This window comes from Pseudomonas sp. AE27 (assembly GCF_037113495.1).
Taxonomy (GTDB): domain Bacteria; phylum Pseudomonadota; class Gammaproteobacteria; order Pseudomonadales; family Pseudomonadaceae; genus Aquipseudomonas; species Aquipseudomonas palmensis.
In genome coordinates, this window is the sequence record NZ_CP146966.1 from 5,724,638 (window position 1) to 5,740,007 (window position 15,370).

Below are 15,370 nucleotides of genomic sequence, written 5' to 3' on the forward strand. Positions count from 1 at the left end.
GTATTTAACCACAAGCGTGCAGCTGAAACCAAAGGCTGTGCCTCCGCCTGATTCGAGCATGTCCGAGAAAATTGAACTTCGCGCAGAGGTACCGTCCGAATTGGGCGGGCAACGCCTCGACCAAGTCGCCGCCCAACTGTTTGCCGAGCACTCGCGCTCGCGCCTTTCCGCCTGGATCAAAGAAGGCCTACTGACCGTCGATGGCAACGTCGTGCGTCCGCGCGACATCGTCCATGGCGGCGCCCTGCTGGCGCTTGACGCCGAGCAGGAAGCCCAGGGCGAGTGGGTGGCGCAGGACATCGAACTGGACATCGTCTACGAAGACGAGCACATCCTGGTCATCAACAAGCCGGCCGGGCTTGTGGTGCACCCGGCTGCCGGTCATGCCGACGGCACCCTGCTCAATGCCCTGCTGCACCACGTGCCGGACATCATCAACGTGCCGCGCGCCGGCATCGTGCACCGCCTCGACAAGGACACCACCGGTCTGATGGTGGTGGCCAAGACCATTCAGGCGCAGACCCAGCTGGTAGCCCAGTTGCAAAGTCGCAGCGTCAGCCGCATCTATGAATGCATCGTGATCGGCGTGGTTACCGCAGGCGGCAAGATCAACGCCCCGATCGGTCGTCACGGCCAGCAGCGCCAGCGCATGGCGGTGATGGAGGGCGGCAAGCAGGCCGTCAGCCACTACCGCGTGCTCGAACGCTTCCGCTCGCACACCCACGTACGGGTCAAGCTGGAAACCGGGCGTACCCACCAGATCCGCGTGCACATGGCCCACGTCAACTTCCCGTTGGTCGGCGACCCGGTATACGGCGGGCGCTTCCGCATCCCGCCGGCGGCCAGCGTGACCATGGTCGACGCGCTCAAGACCTTCCCGCGCCAGGCCCTGCACGCACGCTTCCTGGAGCTGGATCACCCGGTGACCGGTGAGCGCATGGGCTGGGAGTCGTCCCTGCCGGACGACTTCGTATGGCTGCTGTCGCTGCTCAAGCAGGACCGCGAGGCCTTCGTCGGATGAGCCCGCTGACGCACCACCTGCTGACCCCCGACTGGCCTGCGCCAGCCTGGGTCAAGGCGTGCGTCACCACCCGGGGCGGCGGCGTGAGCCTGGCGCCCTACGATTCGTTGAACCTGGGCGACCACGTCGGTGACGCCCAGGCCGCAGTGGCCGAGAACCGTCGGCGCCTGACCGCGCAGTTCGCCATCCAGCCCGCCTGGCTCAAGCAGGTGCACGGCATCGATGTGGTCGAGGCCGACCCGGCGCGGGTTGCCGAAGCCGACGCCAGCTGCACCAGCACCCCCGGCATCGCCTGCACGTCCATGACCGCCGACTGCCTGCCGGTACTGTTCTGCGACCGTGCCGGCACCCGCGTGGGCGCTGCCCATGCCGGCTGGCGCGGGCTGGTGGGCGGTGTGCTGGAGGCCACGCTCGATGCGCTGGGCATACCGGCCAGCGAGGTGCTGGTATGGCTGGGCCCGGCCATCGGGCCCCAGGCGTTCGAGGTGGGCGGCGAAGTGCGCGAGGCCTTCATGACCGTTCATCCGGAAAGTACCAGCGCCTTCGTGGCGGGGGCGCAGCCCGGCAAGTTCATGGCCGACATCTATGCACTGGCGCGCATTCGCCTGGCGGCCCGTGGCATCACTGCCGTGTATGGCGGCGGCCTGTGCACCGTGAGCGACCCACGCTTCTATTCCTACCGTCGCAGCCCCGTTACCGGGCGCTTCGCTTCGCTGATCTGGCTGGCGCCTCGCTGACCTGGATCAAGCCCGCTACGCTTGAATCTTCCACAATCACCCTTATCTATAGGGGTATCTCAGGCAGGTTTTTCTTCATCAGGTGTGTCCATCGCTCCGGCCTGCCCATTAAAGGAAGGTAAGTTATGCGAATAGACCGTTTGACCAGCAAGCTGCAACTGGCGTTATCCGACTCCCAGTCCCTGGCGGTTGGCATGGATCACCCCGCGATCGAGCCTGCGCACCTGTTGCAGGCGCTGATCGACCAGCAGGGTGGTTCGATCAAGCCCCTGTTGATGCAGGTGGGCTTCGACGTCAACAGCCTGCGCAAGGAACTGGGCAAAGAACTCGACCAGTTGCCAAAAATCCAGAACCCTACCGGCGACGTCAACATGTCGCAGGACCTGGCACGCCTGCTCAACCAGGCCGACCGCCTGGCCCAGCAGAAGGGCGACCAGTTCATCTCCAGCGAACTCGTGCTGCTGGCGGCCATGGACGAGAACAGCAAGCTCGGCAAGTTGCTGCTCGGCCAGGGCGTGAGCAAGAAGGCGCTTGAAAACGCCATCAGCAACCTGCGCGGCGGCGAAGCGGTGAACGACCCCAACGCCGAGGAATCGCGCCAGGCCCTGGACAAGTACACCGTCGACCTGACCAAGCGTGCCGAAGACGGCAAGCTCGACCCGGTGATCGGCCGTGACGACGAGATCCGCCGCACCATCCAGGTGCTGCAACGCCGTACCAAGAACAACCCGGTGCTCATCGGTGAGCCTGGCGTGGGTAAGACTGCCATCGCCGAAGGCCTGGCCCAGCGCATCATCAATGGCGAAGTGCCCGATGGTCTGAAGGGCAAGCGCCTGCTGTCGCTGGACATGGGCGCGCTGATTGCCGGCGCCAAGTTCCGCGGCGAGTTCGAAGAGCGCCTCAAAGGCCTGCTCAACGAGCTGTCCAAGCAGGAAGGCCAGATCATCCTGTTCATCGACGAGCTGCACACCATGGTCGGTGCAGGTAAAGGCGAAGGCTCGATGGATGCCGGCAACATGCTCAAGCCTGCGCTGGCGCGCGGCGAGCTGCACTGCGTCGGTGCCACCACGCTGAACGAGTACCGCCAGTACATCGAGAAGGATGCGGCGCTGGAGCGTCGGTTCCAGAAGGTATTGGTAGAGGAACCGAGCGAGGAAGACACCATCGCCATCCTGCGTGGCCTCAAGGAGCGTTACGAGGTGCACCACAAGGTGGCGATCACCGACGGCGCGATCATTGCCGCGGCCAAGCTCAGCCATCGCTACATTACCGATCGTCAGTTGCCCGACAAGGCCATTGACCTGATCGACGAGGCGGCCAGCCGCATTCGCATGGAGATCGACTCCAAGCCCGAGGTGCTCGACCGTCTGGAGCGTCGCCTGATTCAACTGAAGGTGGAATCCCAGGCGCTGAAGAAGGAAGACGACGAGGCGGCCCTCAAGCGCCTCGAGAAGCTGACCGAGGAGATCGTGCGGCTGGAGCGTGAGTACTCCGACCTGGAAGAGATCTGGACCTCGGAAAAAGCCGAAGTGCAGGGCTCTGCGCAGATCCAGCAAAAGATCGAGCAGTCCCGTCAGGAGCTGGAAACCGCCCGCCGCAAGGGCGACCTGAGCCGCATGGCCGAGCTGCAGTACGGGGTGATCCCGGACCTGGAGCGCAGCCTGCAGATGGTCGACCAGCATGGCAAGGCCGAAAACCAGCTGCTGCGCAACAAGGTGACCGAGGAAGAGATCGCCGAGGTGGTGTCGAAGTGGACCGGTATCCCGGTATCCAAGATGCTCGAAGGCGAGCGCGAAAAGCTGCTGAAGATGGAAAGCCTCCTGCACCAGCGCGTGATCGGCCAGGAAGAGGCCGTGGTGGCCGTAGCCAACGCGGTGCGTCGTTCGCGGGCCGGGTTGTCCGACCCTAACCGGCCAAGTGGTTCGTTCCTGTTCCTGGGCCCTACCGGTGTGGGTAAAACCGAGCTGTGCAAGGCGTTGGCCGAGTTTCTGTTCGACACCGAAGAGGCCATGGTGCGTATCGACATGTCCGAGTTCATGGAGAAGCATTCCGTGGCGCGGCTGATTGGTGCACCGCCAGGCTACGTGGGTTACGAAGAGGGCGGCTACCTGACCGAAGCCGTGCGGCGCAAACCCTATGCGGTAGTGCTGCTGGACGAGGTCGAGAAGGCCCACCCGGACGTGTTCAACGTGTTGCTGCAAGTGCTTGAAGACGGTCGCCTGACCGACAGTCATGGCCGTACCGTGGACTTTCGCAACACGGTGATCGTGATGACCTCCAACCTGGGGTCGGCACAGATCCAGGAACTGGTGGGTGATCGCGAGGCGCAGCGCGCTGCGGTGATGGACGCGGTGGGTTCGCATTTCCGCCCCGAGTTCGTCAACCGTATCGACGAAGTGGTGGTGTTCGAGCCTCTGGGTCGCGACCAGATCGCCGGTATCACCCAGATCCAGCTGTCGCGTCTGCGCAGCCGTCTGGCCGAACGCGAGCTGAGCCTGGAGCTGAGCCCCGAGGCCCTCGACAAGCTGATCGCGGTCGGTTACGACCCGGTGTATGGCGCACGGCCGCTGAAGCGGGCGATCCAGCGCTGGATCGAGAACCCGCTGGCGCAACTGATTCTGTCGGGTCAGTTCATGCCGGGCAGCAGCATCACCGCCAAGCTGGAGGGCGAAGAGATCGTCTTTGCCTGAGTTTTCGGCGGGTTACGCTAAGGCCTCGATTTTCGAGGCCTTTTTTCTTTGCATTTTGCTTCGAGTGCTTGTAAAGTGCGCCCCGCTGTATGTCACCCCGCAGGTTTCCGGCAGAAGTGGGAATCTGAAAAAAAGTTGCAAATCAGTGTGTTGAATGCAAATTAAGGGTTGACAAGGGTTTTGAAGATTGTAGAATAGCGCGCCTCAGAGACATGAACGCAGCGATGCACAAGGTCGAAGAGTTCGAAGCGGTAGCGATACAGTTTTCGAAATTGCAGCAAGTTGTACTTGAAATTGATAGTTCCGCGATAGCTCAGTCGGTAGAGCAAATGACTGTTAATCATTGGGTCCCAGGTTCGAGTCCTGGTCGCGGAGCCAAATTTCAAACCGGGGTATAGCGCAGTCCGGTAGCGCGCCTGCTTTGGGAGCAGGATGTCAGGAGTTCGAATCCCCTTACCCCGACCATATTTGGGTCGTTAGCTCAGTTGGTAGAGCAGTTGGCTTTTAACCAATTGGTCGTAGGTTCGAATCCTACACGACCCACCATTTTTGAATCCGGTTCGCTGGGTTTGAATCTTAAAAGGTTGGTACGCCATTAGCGTCCAGCCATTAAAAAAGGCACCTTAATCGGTGTCTTTTTTTTACCGGGGTATAGCGCAGTCCGGTAGCGCGCCTGCTTTGGGAGCAGGATGTCAGGAGTTCGAATCCCCTTACCCCGACCATCTTCAGAAAAAGGGCACCTTGCAAAAGGTGCCCTTTTTCGTTTGCGCAGGGTTTAGCGCGTGTGCAGCCAGCTGGCGGTACTGCCTATGCCCAGCACATCCTGCAGGGGGCTGTAGTGCGGGGTGGCCAGGCGTTGCTGCAGGCGCAGCGCGCGCATCCGCGCCTCGTCGAAATACAGCTCGCCCCGGGTCAACCGCACCACGCCGCGGTACTGGCGAAACGCAGGCAACTCCCGGTCGATCACCGCATTGAACATCTGCGGCCCACTCACGTGGCTGATGCGACGCGCATAGGCGTCCATGGTCGCCTGGCTGTCCTTGTAGTCGTAAGGGCGGCTGCGGAACAGGTCGCGGTTGCGCAGGTAACGCTGCAGGCTTTCCTCGCTGATGCGATCGAGCAGCGGGTTGTCGGGCAGCGAGCCGAAGTTGCTGTTGTTGAATTCGATGATCATCCCCAGGCGTGGATGGCTTGCCAGCCCGTTGAGCATCAGCTCGCCCGGTTTCACCTTCATTTGTACATCGCCCAGGGCGCGACGGGTGTCGCTGGGGCCATGCACCCAGTCGTCCACATCCATGTACAAGCCGCCCTCCATGCGCAACAACTGATAGCGCAGGGTATCGACCGCGCTAGCGTAGTTGATGGCCGGGCCGCTGCTGGCGCTGCGGTACTGCGGGTAGAACGGGCTCTGGCGAAACTGCTCGAAAAACGGCGTTTGTTCCAGAGTATGCAGGTGGAGGTTGGCCGGGCGCTGTTCCAGCAACTTCAAGGTATCGCGCAAGGCCTGGGGGTCGCCGATCGACAGGTACAGGTGGCATTCGAACGGGTTGGCGCCCCGTGCGGCCACCCGGGCATTGTCCAGCACCAGGCTGGCCAGCCTGCGTGGCAACGGGCCGCCGAGCCATATGCTGTGAATCTTGCGCGGTAGCGGCAGGCTGCCTTCGGCGTCCGGTATCTCGATTTCCAAGGGGATACGCGCCGCAATGTTCAGGGTGTCCAGCGCCTGCTGCATGCTGCTGGGTGATTCGGGTTCGGTGGGCAGTGTCGTCAGCAGATCGAAACCGCCGGTGGCGCTGTTGTAGCGGTAGGCGGTGCCTTGCGCAGTGCGCCAGCTAGCGCTGAACAGGTCATAGCGTACGTATTGGCGTGTGCCACCGGCCTCGATGCTGTAGAGCCAGCGCATTTCGCCAGCCGAGGGTTCGAGCACCCTCACCCCTTGCAGTAGGGTGGGCGCCTGGTGGATGACCCCAGCGTCATTGAGCGAGGGCAGTGGCGCCTCGAGTTCGCTCATCGCCATCAAGCGGCTACGCGAGGGCTCCAGACCCTCCAGTTGCAGGTGTACCTCGTCGAACAGCCAGGCCCCGTCGCCGAAGTCCTCCAGTGCGCGCGCGCCCTCTGCCCACTCCTGCATGAACGATGGCGCCAGCCCCTGTCGACTCAGGGTGAAGCGCCAGTTGTACTGCAGGTTGTGGCGCAGGGACGCGCAGGCCAGCCCCTGGCTGTCGACTTCATACACCACAAACGGGCCATCCAGCTCGGCCTTGGCGTACTCCAGCGCACCCGGCACGCTGGCGAAGGTGCGCACCACCTTGCCAGGCCGCAGGCGCGCACTGAAGTCGAAGCGCAGGGTTTCGCGTGGTACCAGCGAGCCTGCGGGCGAGGCGGTTTCGCCTCGCGCCAGCGCGTGCACCAGGTACACGCGCGGCACATCGATACGCTCGATCAGCCCCAGGCTGTTCCAGCGCTCGCCCGCCTGCAGCACGATGTTGTCCTGATGCAACTGGATCAGCGCCAGGCTTTCGCCGCTGTCCGGCACTTCAATGGGCGCGGGCCGGGGTACCGGGCTGTTCAACGGGCCTTCGGCGGCCAGGGCTTCGTCGGCGAACACGAACGGCAGGCTGAAGGCGGCGGTGATCGCACTGGAAATGGCGTTGATGATCGCCTGGCGTCGCTGCTGGGTATCGGCGGCATGGACCGCCTCGATGCTGTTGAGGATCACGTTGGCCACCCCCGCACCGACCACCACCAGCGCCAGCGGCCAGGCGACCGGGGCGGCAACCCCGGCCAGGCCGATGAAGGCGCCCAGGTAGCGGGTCCACAGCTGGCTGGTGAGGTGGGCATTGCTCATCAGCAGGCGCTGGGCCTGCTGCGACATCTGCGTGATCGCCAGGCTGCGCAGCGCCTGGAAGCCGTCGCCCTGAATATGCTGCTCGGCCTGGTTGAGCAGGTCGATATGGGCGCCCTGCGCATCGCTGGCAAAAGTATCCAGCGCGCGGTTGGCCTTGTCCTGCTCGCTTTGCTGCAACGGGGCGAACGCGCCCAGATGGCGCAGCAGACGCTGACGGCCCGTGGGGCTCGCGGCCTGTTCGCGTACCCAGTCGTACAGCGCCTGGCGGTTGGCGAACGCCAGCAGGCTGGGGCTGCCGCCCGGCAGGTAGAGCACCTGGCGGCCCTGGCCGTTGACCACGCGCAGTGCCTGCGGCACGCGCAGGCCGGCAATGTCGAAGCTGTACAGACGGGTATCGGCCTGGGCGGGGGCCGGCATCAGCAGCCCGTCCAGGGTCAGCGGCTGGCTGACGCGTGCCCCGAGGCCGTGGCGCAGCATGCGCAGCTCCTCGCGGCCCAGCCTGCCGCTGGCGGCCTGCCGGGCCACCTGCGCCAGAAAGTGGGTCTTGGCCAGCAGGATGAAATCGTCGCCGCGGGAGTCCCAGAAGGTACGCAAGGCGTGGGTATAGGTGGCTGCAAAGTCGATGGCCCAGAAGTCCCGTGAAACCGGCGCCGCCAGCATCCTGACTTCATTGCGCTGGTCGAACCAGCTGTGCTCGGCGCCATCGGTGTAGAAGCCGCCCATCACCTGCAGGGTGTCCAGGTCATCCTGATCGCTGGCGGCGAAGCGCTGCAGCATCAATTGCACAAAGGTCAGCGAACGCAGCGGCGGGCCGCGGTGCTCCCACCCCGAAAAGCTCGCCGGGGTGCTGACGGCGCGGTCGAAGCGGTGCCACCAGACCTTCTCGGGGTCGAGCTGGCGGCCGGTATGCTTGAAGATGATGGCGCGGGCCTGGGTGATGGCCAGCTCATGCAGGTCGGGGAAGTGCTCCACCCATTCGCGGGCCTTGCGTGCCAGGGTGCTGGCGTTGACGTTCACGGGTTGCGTAGGCATGCCGATGCTCCAGGTCGATGAAGCTCGAGCCTGGCCCAGCAGGGCAGTTCGGGGAGGGTAGATAAGTATCGCCAGTGGCCTGGCGCCCATCCGGCCCCGGCAGGGCGCCGGGGCGGACGGGGGTAGCCGTCAGTGCAGCTTGAGGCGGGGTTCGGTACCGCGGCCGATACGGCTGCCGAGCATCAGCATCAGCGTGCGGAAGGTGCCATACAGCGCCATCTGGTGCATGCGGTACAGCGACACATAGAACATCCGCGCCAGCCAGCCTTCGAGCATCACACTGCCGGTGAGGTTGCCCATCAGGTTGCCCACTGCCGAGAAGCGCGACAGCGAAACCAGCGAGCCGTAGTCGCGGTACGCGTAGGTGGGCAACGCCTTGCCCTCCAGGCGCGCCTTGAGCCCTTTGGCCAGCAGCGAGGCCTGCTGGTGGGCGGCCTGGGCGCGCGGCGGCACATTGCGGTCGCTGCCCGGCTGCGGGCAGGCGGCGCAGTCGCCGAACGCGAAGATGTCATCGTCCAGGGTGGTCTGCAGGGTAGGGCGCACCACCAGTTGGTTGATGCGGTTGGTTTCCAGCCCGTCGATGTCCTTGAGGAACGCCGGGGCGCGGATACCGGCCGCCCACACCTTGAGGCTGGCGTGGATCACCTCGCCGTTGGCGGTCTTGAGCGAGTCTGCGGTGACCTCGCTCACCGACGCGTTGGTCAGCACCGTCACGCCGAGTTTTTCCAGGGTTTTGTGCACCGGCACGCTGATGCGCTCGGGCAGCGCCGGCAACACCCGTGGGCCGGCCTCGATCAGGGTGATCTGCATGTCCTTGGGCTGGATGCGGTCCAGGCCATAGGCGGCCAGTTCGTGGGCGGCATGGTGCAGCTCGGCCGCCAGCTCCACGCCGGTGGCACCGGCACCCACGATCGCCACGCTGATCTTCTCGCTGGCAAGGTCGCCGGCGTGGGCGCGCAGGTAGTGGTTGAGCAACTGCTGGTGGAAGCGCTCGGCCTGCTTGCGGGTGTCGAGGAACAGGCAATGCTGCGCCGCACCCAGGGTGCCGAAGTCGTTGGTGTTGCTGCCCACCGCGATCACCAGCGTGTCATACGCCAGGGTGCGCGCCGGCAGCAGCTCGCGGCCGTCCTCGTCGAGGGTGGCGGCCAGCTGGATCTGCTTGCTCGAACGCTCCAGGCCGCTCATGCGCCCCAGCTGGAACTGGAAGTGGTTCCACTTGGCCTGGGCCACGTAGTTGAGCTCGTCTTCGGAAGAATTGAGCGAACCGGCCGCCACTTCGTGCAGCAGCGGCTTCCAGATGTGGGTCAGGTTGGCGTCGACCAGGGTAATCGCGGCGGTGCCGCGCTTGCCCAGGGTCTTACCCAGGCGGGTCGCCAGTTCCAGGCCGCCGGCGCCGCCGCCGACAATCACGATACGGTGAGTCATGGGGATATCTCATAAGGTTTGCGGAATTCTGGGTTGGGTCCTGAGTGGCCGGCCGCGCAGGGCGGGCGGTTTGGGCGAGCGCAAGGCAGCTCATAGCACCAGGTGGCTCAGGAGGCGGCTCAACAGGCCAAGGCTGATCGTCACGCCCACCACCAGAGCAAGGAGCAGCCATGGCCTGAAAGGCTTGCGCTCGACTTGGTGTTGGGGGGCACGCAGGTATTCATCGACTCGTCGCTGGTCTTCGGGGTTCAGGCGGCTGGTCATGGAGGCCTCGTCAGGTAGACGCATGTGACTGTGGGAACGCTACAGTGTTCACTGTAGTCCGTCGCCAAAGGCTTACCTGGGGGATCGAAGCGCTCGTGACAGCGAATGATTGCGCTTTGTATCACCCGCGCCGCATTTATGCCATCCCGCTTTGGCAGGGGGCAGCGATCACAGGCTGATCCCCACATCGAAGACGATGCTGCGCCCCAGGTTGGCGCGCAGAAAATCCGGCGCATCGGGGTGGGCGAACAGCACCCGGGCGAAGGTCGGGCCCACCAGCGATAGCGAGCGCCAGCCCTGGCGCAGGTATTCTGTGGGCGGCGGGAAGTGGCTGTTGAGGTCGAGCACTTCGCGCTTGAGGCTGGCGAAGGCAATGATGTCCAGTTCGCCCAGGTCCAGGTTGCGTTCGCGGTAGTTGTGCGACTTCTTGCGCAGGGTGGGCGCCAGGCGCTGCAGCAGCTCCTGCGCACTGATGCGTCGCGGCCGGGCCTCGCGCCTTACCAGCTGCGCGAGGGAGAACGCGCTGCGCCGGCGCTGCAGTTCTTCGCGCCATTCGTCGTTGAGCCGGCGCCCTTCGTCGAGCACGAAGAACACCTCGAAGGCGGCATCGCGAAACAGCACGTCGGGTGGTTCCTGACCGGCGGCGGTGAAGTCCTCGCTGCGGTAAGGGATGTTCAGGCCTTGCAGCAGGCGCTGGCATACCCAACGCTCGCGCTCCCATTTGCGGGCATTGGACAGGAACGCATTGGCTTGTTCGGCCTGAATGGTTAGCAGGCGCAGGTAGTCTGAGTCATCCATGGGCACAAGCTTAGCGCCCAAATCATGACAACGCTGCATTCCAGGCCCGGTGGATGGCGGCAACAGGCCGTGGAACGGTGTGTAGAATGAGCCATCGTCGGGCGCAATGCACACAAGGGGCAGACAGCCGTGATTGGCGCACAAGTGTTATCGGAACAAAGCCTGCTGCTGGGCTGGCTGTGCTATGTGCCGCTGCTGCTGTGGGCGGTGTGGCGCGCGCCGTGGGTCGAGCTGTTCACCGACCGGCGGCGCCAGCACCTGCTGTTCGGCACCATCTTCGCGCTGTTCGCGTTGTGGCTGGTACGCCGCGACTTCGACACCGGCGTGTCGTACCACTTCATCGGCATGACCGCCGTGACCCTGCTGCTGGACTGGCCGCTGGCAATCGTCGGTGGCCTGGTGGCGCAGGTGGGGCTGGTGGCGCTGGGGCGTCAGGACCTGGCGGCGATGGGCGTCAACGGCCTGCTGCTGATTGGCCTGCCGGTGCTGGTGACGGAGGGGGTGGCCATACTGGTGGAGCGCGCACAGCCTAAAAACCTGTTCGTGTACATCTTCTGTTCGGGGTTTTTCGCCGCCGCGCTGGCGACCTTGCTGTGCCTGCTGGCCAGCCTTGGCTGGCTGTGGCTGGACGGTATCTTCGTGATGCCCGAATGGCTGTCGGACTTCATCGGCTACCTGTGGCTGATCATCTTCCCCGAGGCCTTCATCAACGGCATGGTAATCAGTGCGCTTGTGGTGTTCTGCCCCGAGTGGCTGGAAACCTTCAACCGGACCCGCTACCTGCAGGCCCCGTGGAAGGACGACGAACCGCGCGGTTAGTGTTCGCGCGGGTTGAAGTCGCCGGAGAACAGCTCGTCTTCGGCATCCGGTGCCACCGGAATCTTGTGCTCTTCAGCGGCCCAGGCACCCAGGTCGATCAGCTTGCAGCGGTCGGAGCAGAATGGCCGATAGGTATTTGTGGCACTCCATTCAACAGGGGCGCCACAGGTCGGGCAGTCTACGGTCAGGGGTTGGCTCATGCTTGGCCTCCACGCAAAGTCAGGTAAAAGTGATGCAGGCGGTCGACCTCCGAATGCAGCCAGGCCAGGTCGCGGTCGTTGACGATCACGTCGTGGGCATGGCGCAGGCGCTCTTCGCGGCTGGTCTGCGCCTTGAGAATGGCCTGCACCTGTTCGGGGCTGGTCTGGTCGCGCTGCAGTGTACGCTCGATCTGCAAGGCCTGCGGCGCGTCGATCACCAGCAGGCGCTGGGTGCGCTGATACTGGCCCGACTCCACCATCAGCGGTGAAACGAACACCGCATAGGGCGACTCGGCCTTGGCCAGGTAGCTGAAGATCTCCTGGCCGATCAGCGGATGCAGCAGGGCTTCCACCCAGCGGCGTTGCGCCGGGTCGCTGAAGATCAGCTGGCGCAGCGCGGCGCGGTCCAGTTGCCCGTCGCTTTGCAGCACGCCGGGGCCGAAATGCTCCACCAGGCTGGCCAGCGCCGGGCGCCCGGGCTCGACCACCCAGCGTGCGGCCTGGTCGGCATCCACCAGGTGCACGCCCAGCTCGATGAAGCGTTGCGCCGCGGCGCTCTTGCCACTGCCGATGCCACCGGTGAGGCCGAGAATCCAGGGTGTGAAGGCGGGTGTGGTCATTGCAGTCCGGCAAATTGCAGATAGGAAGTGGTCATTTGACCACCCCAGAGCAGCGCGATCCAGCCCGCAATGGCCAGATAGGGCCCAAACGGAATCGGCGTGCTCGCCTGCTGGTTGCGCAGGCGCAGCAGTACCAGGCCCAGCAGCGCGCCCACCAACGAGGCCAGCAGCAGCGTCAGCGGCAGGATCTGCCAGCCGCCCCAGGCGCCGAGCATGGCCAGCAGCTTGAAATCGCCATAGCCCATGCCCTCCTTGCCGGTGACCAGCTTGAACAGCCAGTACACCGTCCACAGGCTCAGGTAGCCGGCCACGGCGCCCCACAGCGCCTGGTCCAGCGGCACGAACACCTCGAAGGCATTGAGTATCAGCCCCAGCCACAGCAGCGGCAGCACCAGCACATCGGGCAGCAACTGGTGCTCGATATCGATCAGGCTCATTGCCAGCAGGCCCCAGCTCAACAGCATGAACGCCGCCGCGCTGGCGCTGAAGCCGAAATGCCAGGCCGCGAACAGGCCAAGCCCTGCGCAGGCCAGCTCCACCAGTGGGTAGCGCGGGCTGATCGATGCCTTGCAGGCCGAACAGCGCCCGCGCAGGCACAGGTAACTCAGCACCGGGATGTTCTCCCACGCGCGGATGCGGTGCTGGCAGTGCGGGCAGTGGGAGTGGGGCAGCATCAGGTCGAAACGTGGCTCGGCCGGGTTGGGCAGCTCCAGCACTTCGCGGGCCTCACTGCGCCATTGGTGCTCCAGCATCATCGGCAGGCGATGCACCAGCACATTGATGAAGCTGCCCACAATCAGGCCAAGCAACAGGGCGACACATTGGTAGGCCAGCGGCTGGCGGGCCAGGGTTTCGAACAGGTCCATAGTCAGATCACATCGCCCAGCTGGAAGATCGGCAGGTACATGGCGACCACCAGGCTGCCCACCACCAGCCCGAGAATCAGCACGATCATCGGCTCCAGCAGGCTGGCCAGGTTGTCGAGCCATTCGTCGACGGCCGTTTCGTGGTGGCTGGCGATCCGGTCGAGCATATCGTCGAGCGTGCCGGATGTCTCGCCAATGGCGCACATCTGTACCGCCAGGCACGGGAACAGCGGCTCGTTGCGCATCGCCGCGCTCATCGACAGGCCGTTGCCGATGGCCTGGCGCAGGCGCAGCACGGCTTGCTCGTACAGCGTATTGCCGCACGCGGCGGCCACCGGCCCCAGGGCTTCGGTGAGCGGTACGCCGGCACTGAACGACGTCGCCAGGGTGCGCGCAAAACGAGCCAGCGCCGCATGCTGCATCACTGCGCCCAGAACCGGCATGCGCAGCCCCTGGCGCAACATCCACAACCGCACCGCCTGCTGACGCTCGAAGGCGCGGCGCAGGGCAAATCCCGTGGCCAGCATTACCCCAAGCACCCACAGCAGATACTGCCCCAGCCAGTCGGCCAGGTTGATGACACCCTGGGTGAAGGCCGGCAACGGTGCGCCGAAGCCTGCGAACATGGCCTGAAACTGCGGCACCACCTTGAGCAACAGCAGCGCCGCCACCCCCAACCCCACCAGCAGCACCAGCGCGGGGTAGACCATGGCCTTTTTCAGCCGGGCCCGTAGCGCCTGGCGTTTCTCCTGCAGTGTTGCCAACTGGTCGAGCAGGCTGTCCAGGCAGCCGGTTTGCTCACCCACGGCCACCAGGTTGCAATACAGGCTGTCGAACTGGCGCGGGTGCCTGCGCAGCGCATCGGCCAGGCCGCAGCCGGCGGCGATATCGTTTTTGAGGGTGCCCAGCAGGCGGCGCAGCGGTGGGTTGTTGATGCCTTCGGCGATCATGCCCAGCCCTTGCAGCAGCGGCACGCCGGCCTTGAACAACGTTGCCAGCTGGCGGCTGAAGCGGGTGATGTCCTTGGCGCCGAGCGAAGCGGGCAGTTGCAGGGTAATACGGCGTGCCGCGTTCACCTGGGTTGGGCGTATGCCGCGACCGCGCAGCAGCGCCTTCACCAGCGCACTGTTCTGCCCGCTGCTGTGCCCGCTCACGTGGGTGCCGGAGCGGTCGATGCCTTGCCAGGCATAGGTTTTTGTCTTGTGGTTCATCGCTACCTCCCTGCAGCGGTGGACAGTCACAAACCCTGTAACAGCTTCAGGGTGATAGGCTCGGGCAATCCCGCCCGGTGGCCACTAGAGTAGTCGAGCGCGGTGCTGGGTTAAGCACCCGCAGGGTGACAAAAGGTGTCTGTTCGGGCCTACTGGCGCGCTGGTCTGCGGCGGTGTCCGTGGCGGGATTTGTGAGTTTTTGCGAGGGGAGTGCCCATGAAGGGACAGCGCGGTATTACATTGATCGAGTTGATGATCGTGGTGGCGATCATCGGCATTCTGGCGACCATTGCCATGCCCATGTACACCAACCACCAGGCGCGGGCCAAGGCCACCGCGGCGCTGGCCGAGGTGTCGGCATTGAAGACGGCCTTCGAAGTGCAGATCAACCAGGGCAAGGACGTGGCCGATGTCGCCGCCCTTGGCGGCCAGCCGACCACGGCCAACTGCACCTTGAGTGCGCAGGGCGTGGCGGCGACTGGTGTGGGCACCCTTGCATGCGTGCTGGTGGATGCGCCGGCGCCGGTGGCGGGCAAGCACCTGACCTGGGCCCGTTCGGCCACGGGCTGGGCGTGCAGCACAGATATCGAGGCCGACCTGGCCCCGGCCGGGTGCACCGCGGTGCAGGCGAGTGGTGGGCAATAGCTGTTGATAAACAGTGATTTGCGAAAGCGTGGCGGCAATGGTAGCGTTGTCGCCACGCCGGTGTAGCTCAGTCGGTAGAGCAGCGCACTCGTAACGCGAAGGTCGCAGGTTCGATTCCTGTCTCCGGCACCAGTTCAGGTTCCAGCGAAGGCTACCAACATCTCTGGACCCCCCCCATAAAACCAGCCTTTTGG

The 15,370-nt window shown here is 64.5% G+C and carries 13 protein-coding genes and 5 tRNA genes; 10 read left to right on the forward strand and 8 right to left on the reverse strand.

The window, feature by feature from the left end:
• Window positions 1–58 precede the first annotated feature (58 nt).
• The 7 genes from rluD to V9K84_RS26420 all read left to right on the forward strand — a co-directional run bounded on the left by rluD (window position 59) and on the right by V9K84_RS26420 (window position 5,170).
• Window positions 59–1,021 (forward strand): 23S rRNA pseudouridine(1911/1915/1917) synthase RluD, encoded by a 963-nt coding sequence (rluD, locus tag V9K84_RS26390; RefSeq protein ID WP_043860318.1) that lies wholly within the window; start codon window positions 59–61, stop codon window positions 1,019–1,021.
• The gene (pgeF, locus tag V9K84_RS26395; protein WP_088515580.1) at window positions 1,018–1,758 is read left to right on the forward strand and encodes a peptidoglycan editing factor PgeF; all 741 of its coding nucleotides are present in this window, start codon (window positions 1,018–1,020) and stop codon (window positions 1,756–1,758) included. Before rluD ends, pgeF begins: the two co-directional genes overlap by 4 nt.
• A gap of 125 nt (window positions 1,759–1,883) precedes the next feature.
• The gene (gene clpB / locus V9K84_RS26400; protein ID WP_043860320.1) at window positions 1,884–4,448 is read left to right on the forward strand and encodes an ATP-dependent chaperone ClpB; all 2,565 of its coding nucleotides are present in this window, start codon (window positions 1,884–1,886) and stop codon (window positions 4,446–4,448) included.
• A 302-nt stretch (window positions 4,449–4,750) separates the two neighbouring features.
• Window positions 4,751–4,826: transfer RNA gene (locus tag V9K84_RS26405), tRNA-Asn, on the forward strand.
• Between the two features lie 10 nt (window positions 4,827–4,836).
• Window positions 4,837–4,913, forward strand: a tRNA-Pro gene (locus V9K84_RS26410).
• A 5-nt stretch (window positions 4,914–4,918) separates the two neighbouring features.
• Window positions 4,919–4,994: transfer RNA gene (locus V9K84_RS26415), tRNA-Lys, on the forward strand.
• Between the two features lie 99 nt (window positions 4,995–5,093).
• Window positions 5,094–5,170 (forward strand) — tRNA-Pro (locus V9K84_RS26420).
• A gap of 53 nt (window positions 5,171–5,223) precedes the next feature.
• Here V9K84_RS26420 and V9K84_RS26425 read toward each other — a convergent pair.
• The 4 genes from V9K84_RS26425 to V9K84_RS26440 all read right to left on the reverse strand — a co-directional run bounded on the left by V9K84_RS26425 (window position 5,224) and on the right by V9K84_RS26440 (window position 10,815).
• Window positions 5,224–8,328: a DUF6543 domain-containing protein gene (locus tag V9K84_RS26425; protein ID WP_088515579.1), complete on the reverse strand. Its 3,105-nt coding sequence runs from the start codon at window positions 8,326–8,328 to the stop codon at window positions 5,224–5,226.
• Between the two features lie 129 nt (window positions 8,329–8,457).
• Window positions 8,458–9,753, reverse strand: coding sequence for an NAD(P)/FAD-dependent oxidoreductase (locus tag V9K84_RS26430; RefSeq protein WP_043860321.1), 1,296 nt, complete (start codon window positions 9,751–9,753; stop codon window positions 8,458–8,460).
• Window positions 9,754–9,843: 90 nt separating this feature from the next.
• Entirely contained in the window at window positions 9,844–10,017 is a 174-nt protein-coding gene (locus tag V9K84_RS26435) for a DUF3094 family protein (protein WP_043860322.1), read from the reverse strand.
• 168 nt (window positions 10,018–10,185) lie between these two features.
• Window positions 10,186–10,815 (reverse strand): DUF1780 domain-containing protein, encoded by a 630-nt coding sequence (locus V9K84_RS26440; protein WP_043860323.1) that lies wholly within the window; start codon window positions 10,813–10,815, stop codon window positions 10,186–10,188.
• Between the two features lie 129 nt (window positions 10,816–10,944).
• Between V9K84_RS26440 and V9K84_RS26445 the strand changes: the two genes are divergently transcribed.
• Window positions 10,945–11,634 carry an energy-coupling factor ABC transporter permease gene (locus V9K84_RS26445; RefSeq protein ID WP_043860324.1) on the forward strand — a complete coding sequence of 230 codons (690 nt, stop codon included), beginning with the start codon at window positions 10,945–10,947 and terminating at the stop codon, window positions 11,632–11,634.
• On the opposite strand, the gene yacG is transcribed toward V9K84_RS26445, so the two are convergent.
• From yacG to V9K84_RS26465, 4 genes are read right to left on the reverse strand one after another with little or no spacing between them, the layout of a single operon-like run.
• A complete protein-coding gene (gene yacG / locus V9K84_RS26450) occupies window positions 11,631–11,834 on the reverse strand; it encodes a DNA gyrase inhibitor YacG (RefSeq protein ID WP_043860325.1) in 204 nt (67 codons plus the stop codon). The genes V9K84_RS26445 and yacG overlap by 4 nt on opposite strands.
• Window positions 11,831–12,454 (reverse strand): dephospho-CoA kinase, encoded by a 624-nt coding sequence (gene coaE / locus V9K84_RS26455; RefSeq protein WP_054914907.1) that lies wholly within the window; start codon window positions 12,452–12,454, stop codon window positions 11,831–11,833. The genes yacG and coaE overlap by 4 nt, the downstream gene beginning before the upstream one ends.
• Window positions 12,451–13,320 carry an A24 family peptidase gene (locus tag V9K84_RS26460; RefSeq protein WP_088515578.1) on the reverse strand — a complete coding sequence of 290 codons (870 nt, stop codon included), beginning with the start codon at window positions 13,318–13,320 and terminating at the stop codon, window positions 12,451–12,453. Before V9K84_RS26460 ends, coaE begins: the two co-directional genes overlap by 4 nt.
• Before the next feature lie 2 nt (window positions 13,321–13,322).
• Entirely contained in the window at window positions 13,323–14,531 is a 1,209-nt protein-coding gene (locus V9K84_RS26465; RefSeq protein ID WP_088515577.1) for a type II secretion system F family protein, read from the reverse strand.
• A 216-nt stretch (window positions 14,532–14,747) separates the two neighbouring features.
• On the opposite strand from V9K84_RS26465, the gene V9K84_RS26470 reads away from it, so the two are divergent.
• Together V9K84_RS26470 and V9K84_RS26475 are read left to right on the forward strand one after the other, a co-directional pair.
• Window positions 14,748–15,176, forward strand: coding sequence for a pilin (locus V9K84_RS26470; protein ID WP_043860329.1), 429 nt, complete (start codon window positions 14,748–14,750; stop codon window positions 15,174–15,176).
• Between the two features lie 56 nt (window positions 15,177–15,232).
• A tRNA-Thr gene (locus V9K84_RS26475) sits at window positions 15,233–15,308 on the forward strand.
• The last annotated feature ends 62 nt before the right edge of the window (window positions 15,309–15,370 follow it).

Bases quoted from the DNA above. Each gene is read 5' to 3' on its own strand.
- clpB (WP_043860320.1), top strand. From the start codon at position 1,884: ATGCGAATAGACCGTTTGACCAGCAAGCTGCAACTGGCGTTATCCGAC.
- rluD (WP_043860318.1), top strand. From the start codon at position 59: ATGTCCGAGAAAATTGAACTTCGCGCAGAGGTACCGTCCGAATTGGGC.
- pgeF (WP_088515580.1), top strand. From the start codon at position 1,018: ATGAGCCCGCTGACGCACCACCTGCTGACCCCCGACTGGCCTGCGCCA.
- V9K84_RS26465 (WP_088515577.1), bottom strand. From the start codon at position 14,531: ATGAACCACAAGACAAAAACCTATGCCTGGCAAGGCATCGACCGCTCC.
- V9K84_RS26440 (WP_043860323.1), bottom strand. From the start codon at position 10,815: ATGGATGACTCAGACTACCTGCGCCTGCTAACCATTCAGGCCGAACAA.
- V9K84_RS26435 (WP_043860322.1), bottom strand. From the start codon at position 10,017: ATGACCAGCCGCCTGAACCCCGAAGACCAGCGACGAGTCGATGAATAC.
- V9K84_RS26460 (WP_088515578.1), bottom strand. From the start codon at position 13,320: ATGGACCTGTTCGAAACCCTGGCCCGCCAGCCGCTGGCCTACCAATGT.
- V9K84_RS26470 (WP_043860329.1), top strand. From the start codon at position 14,748: ATGAAGGGACAGCGCGGTATTACATTGATCGAGTTGATGATCGTGGTG.
- coaE (WP_054914907.1), bottom strand. From the start codon at position 12,454: ATGACCACACCCGCCTTCACACCCTGGATTCTCGGCCTCACCGGTGGC.
- yacG (WP_043860325.1), bottom strand. From the start codon at position 11,834: ATGAGCCAACCCCTGACCGTAGACTGCCCGACCTGTGGCGCCCCTGTT.
- V9K84_RS26430 (WP_043860321.1), bottom strand. From the start codon at position 9,753: ATGACTCACCGTATCGTGATTGTCGGCGGCGGCGCCGGCGGCCTGGAA.
- V9K84_RS26425 (WP_088515579.1), bottom strand. From the start codon at position 8,328: ATGCCTACGCAACCCGTGAACGTCAACGCCAGCACCCTGGCACGCAAG.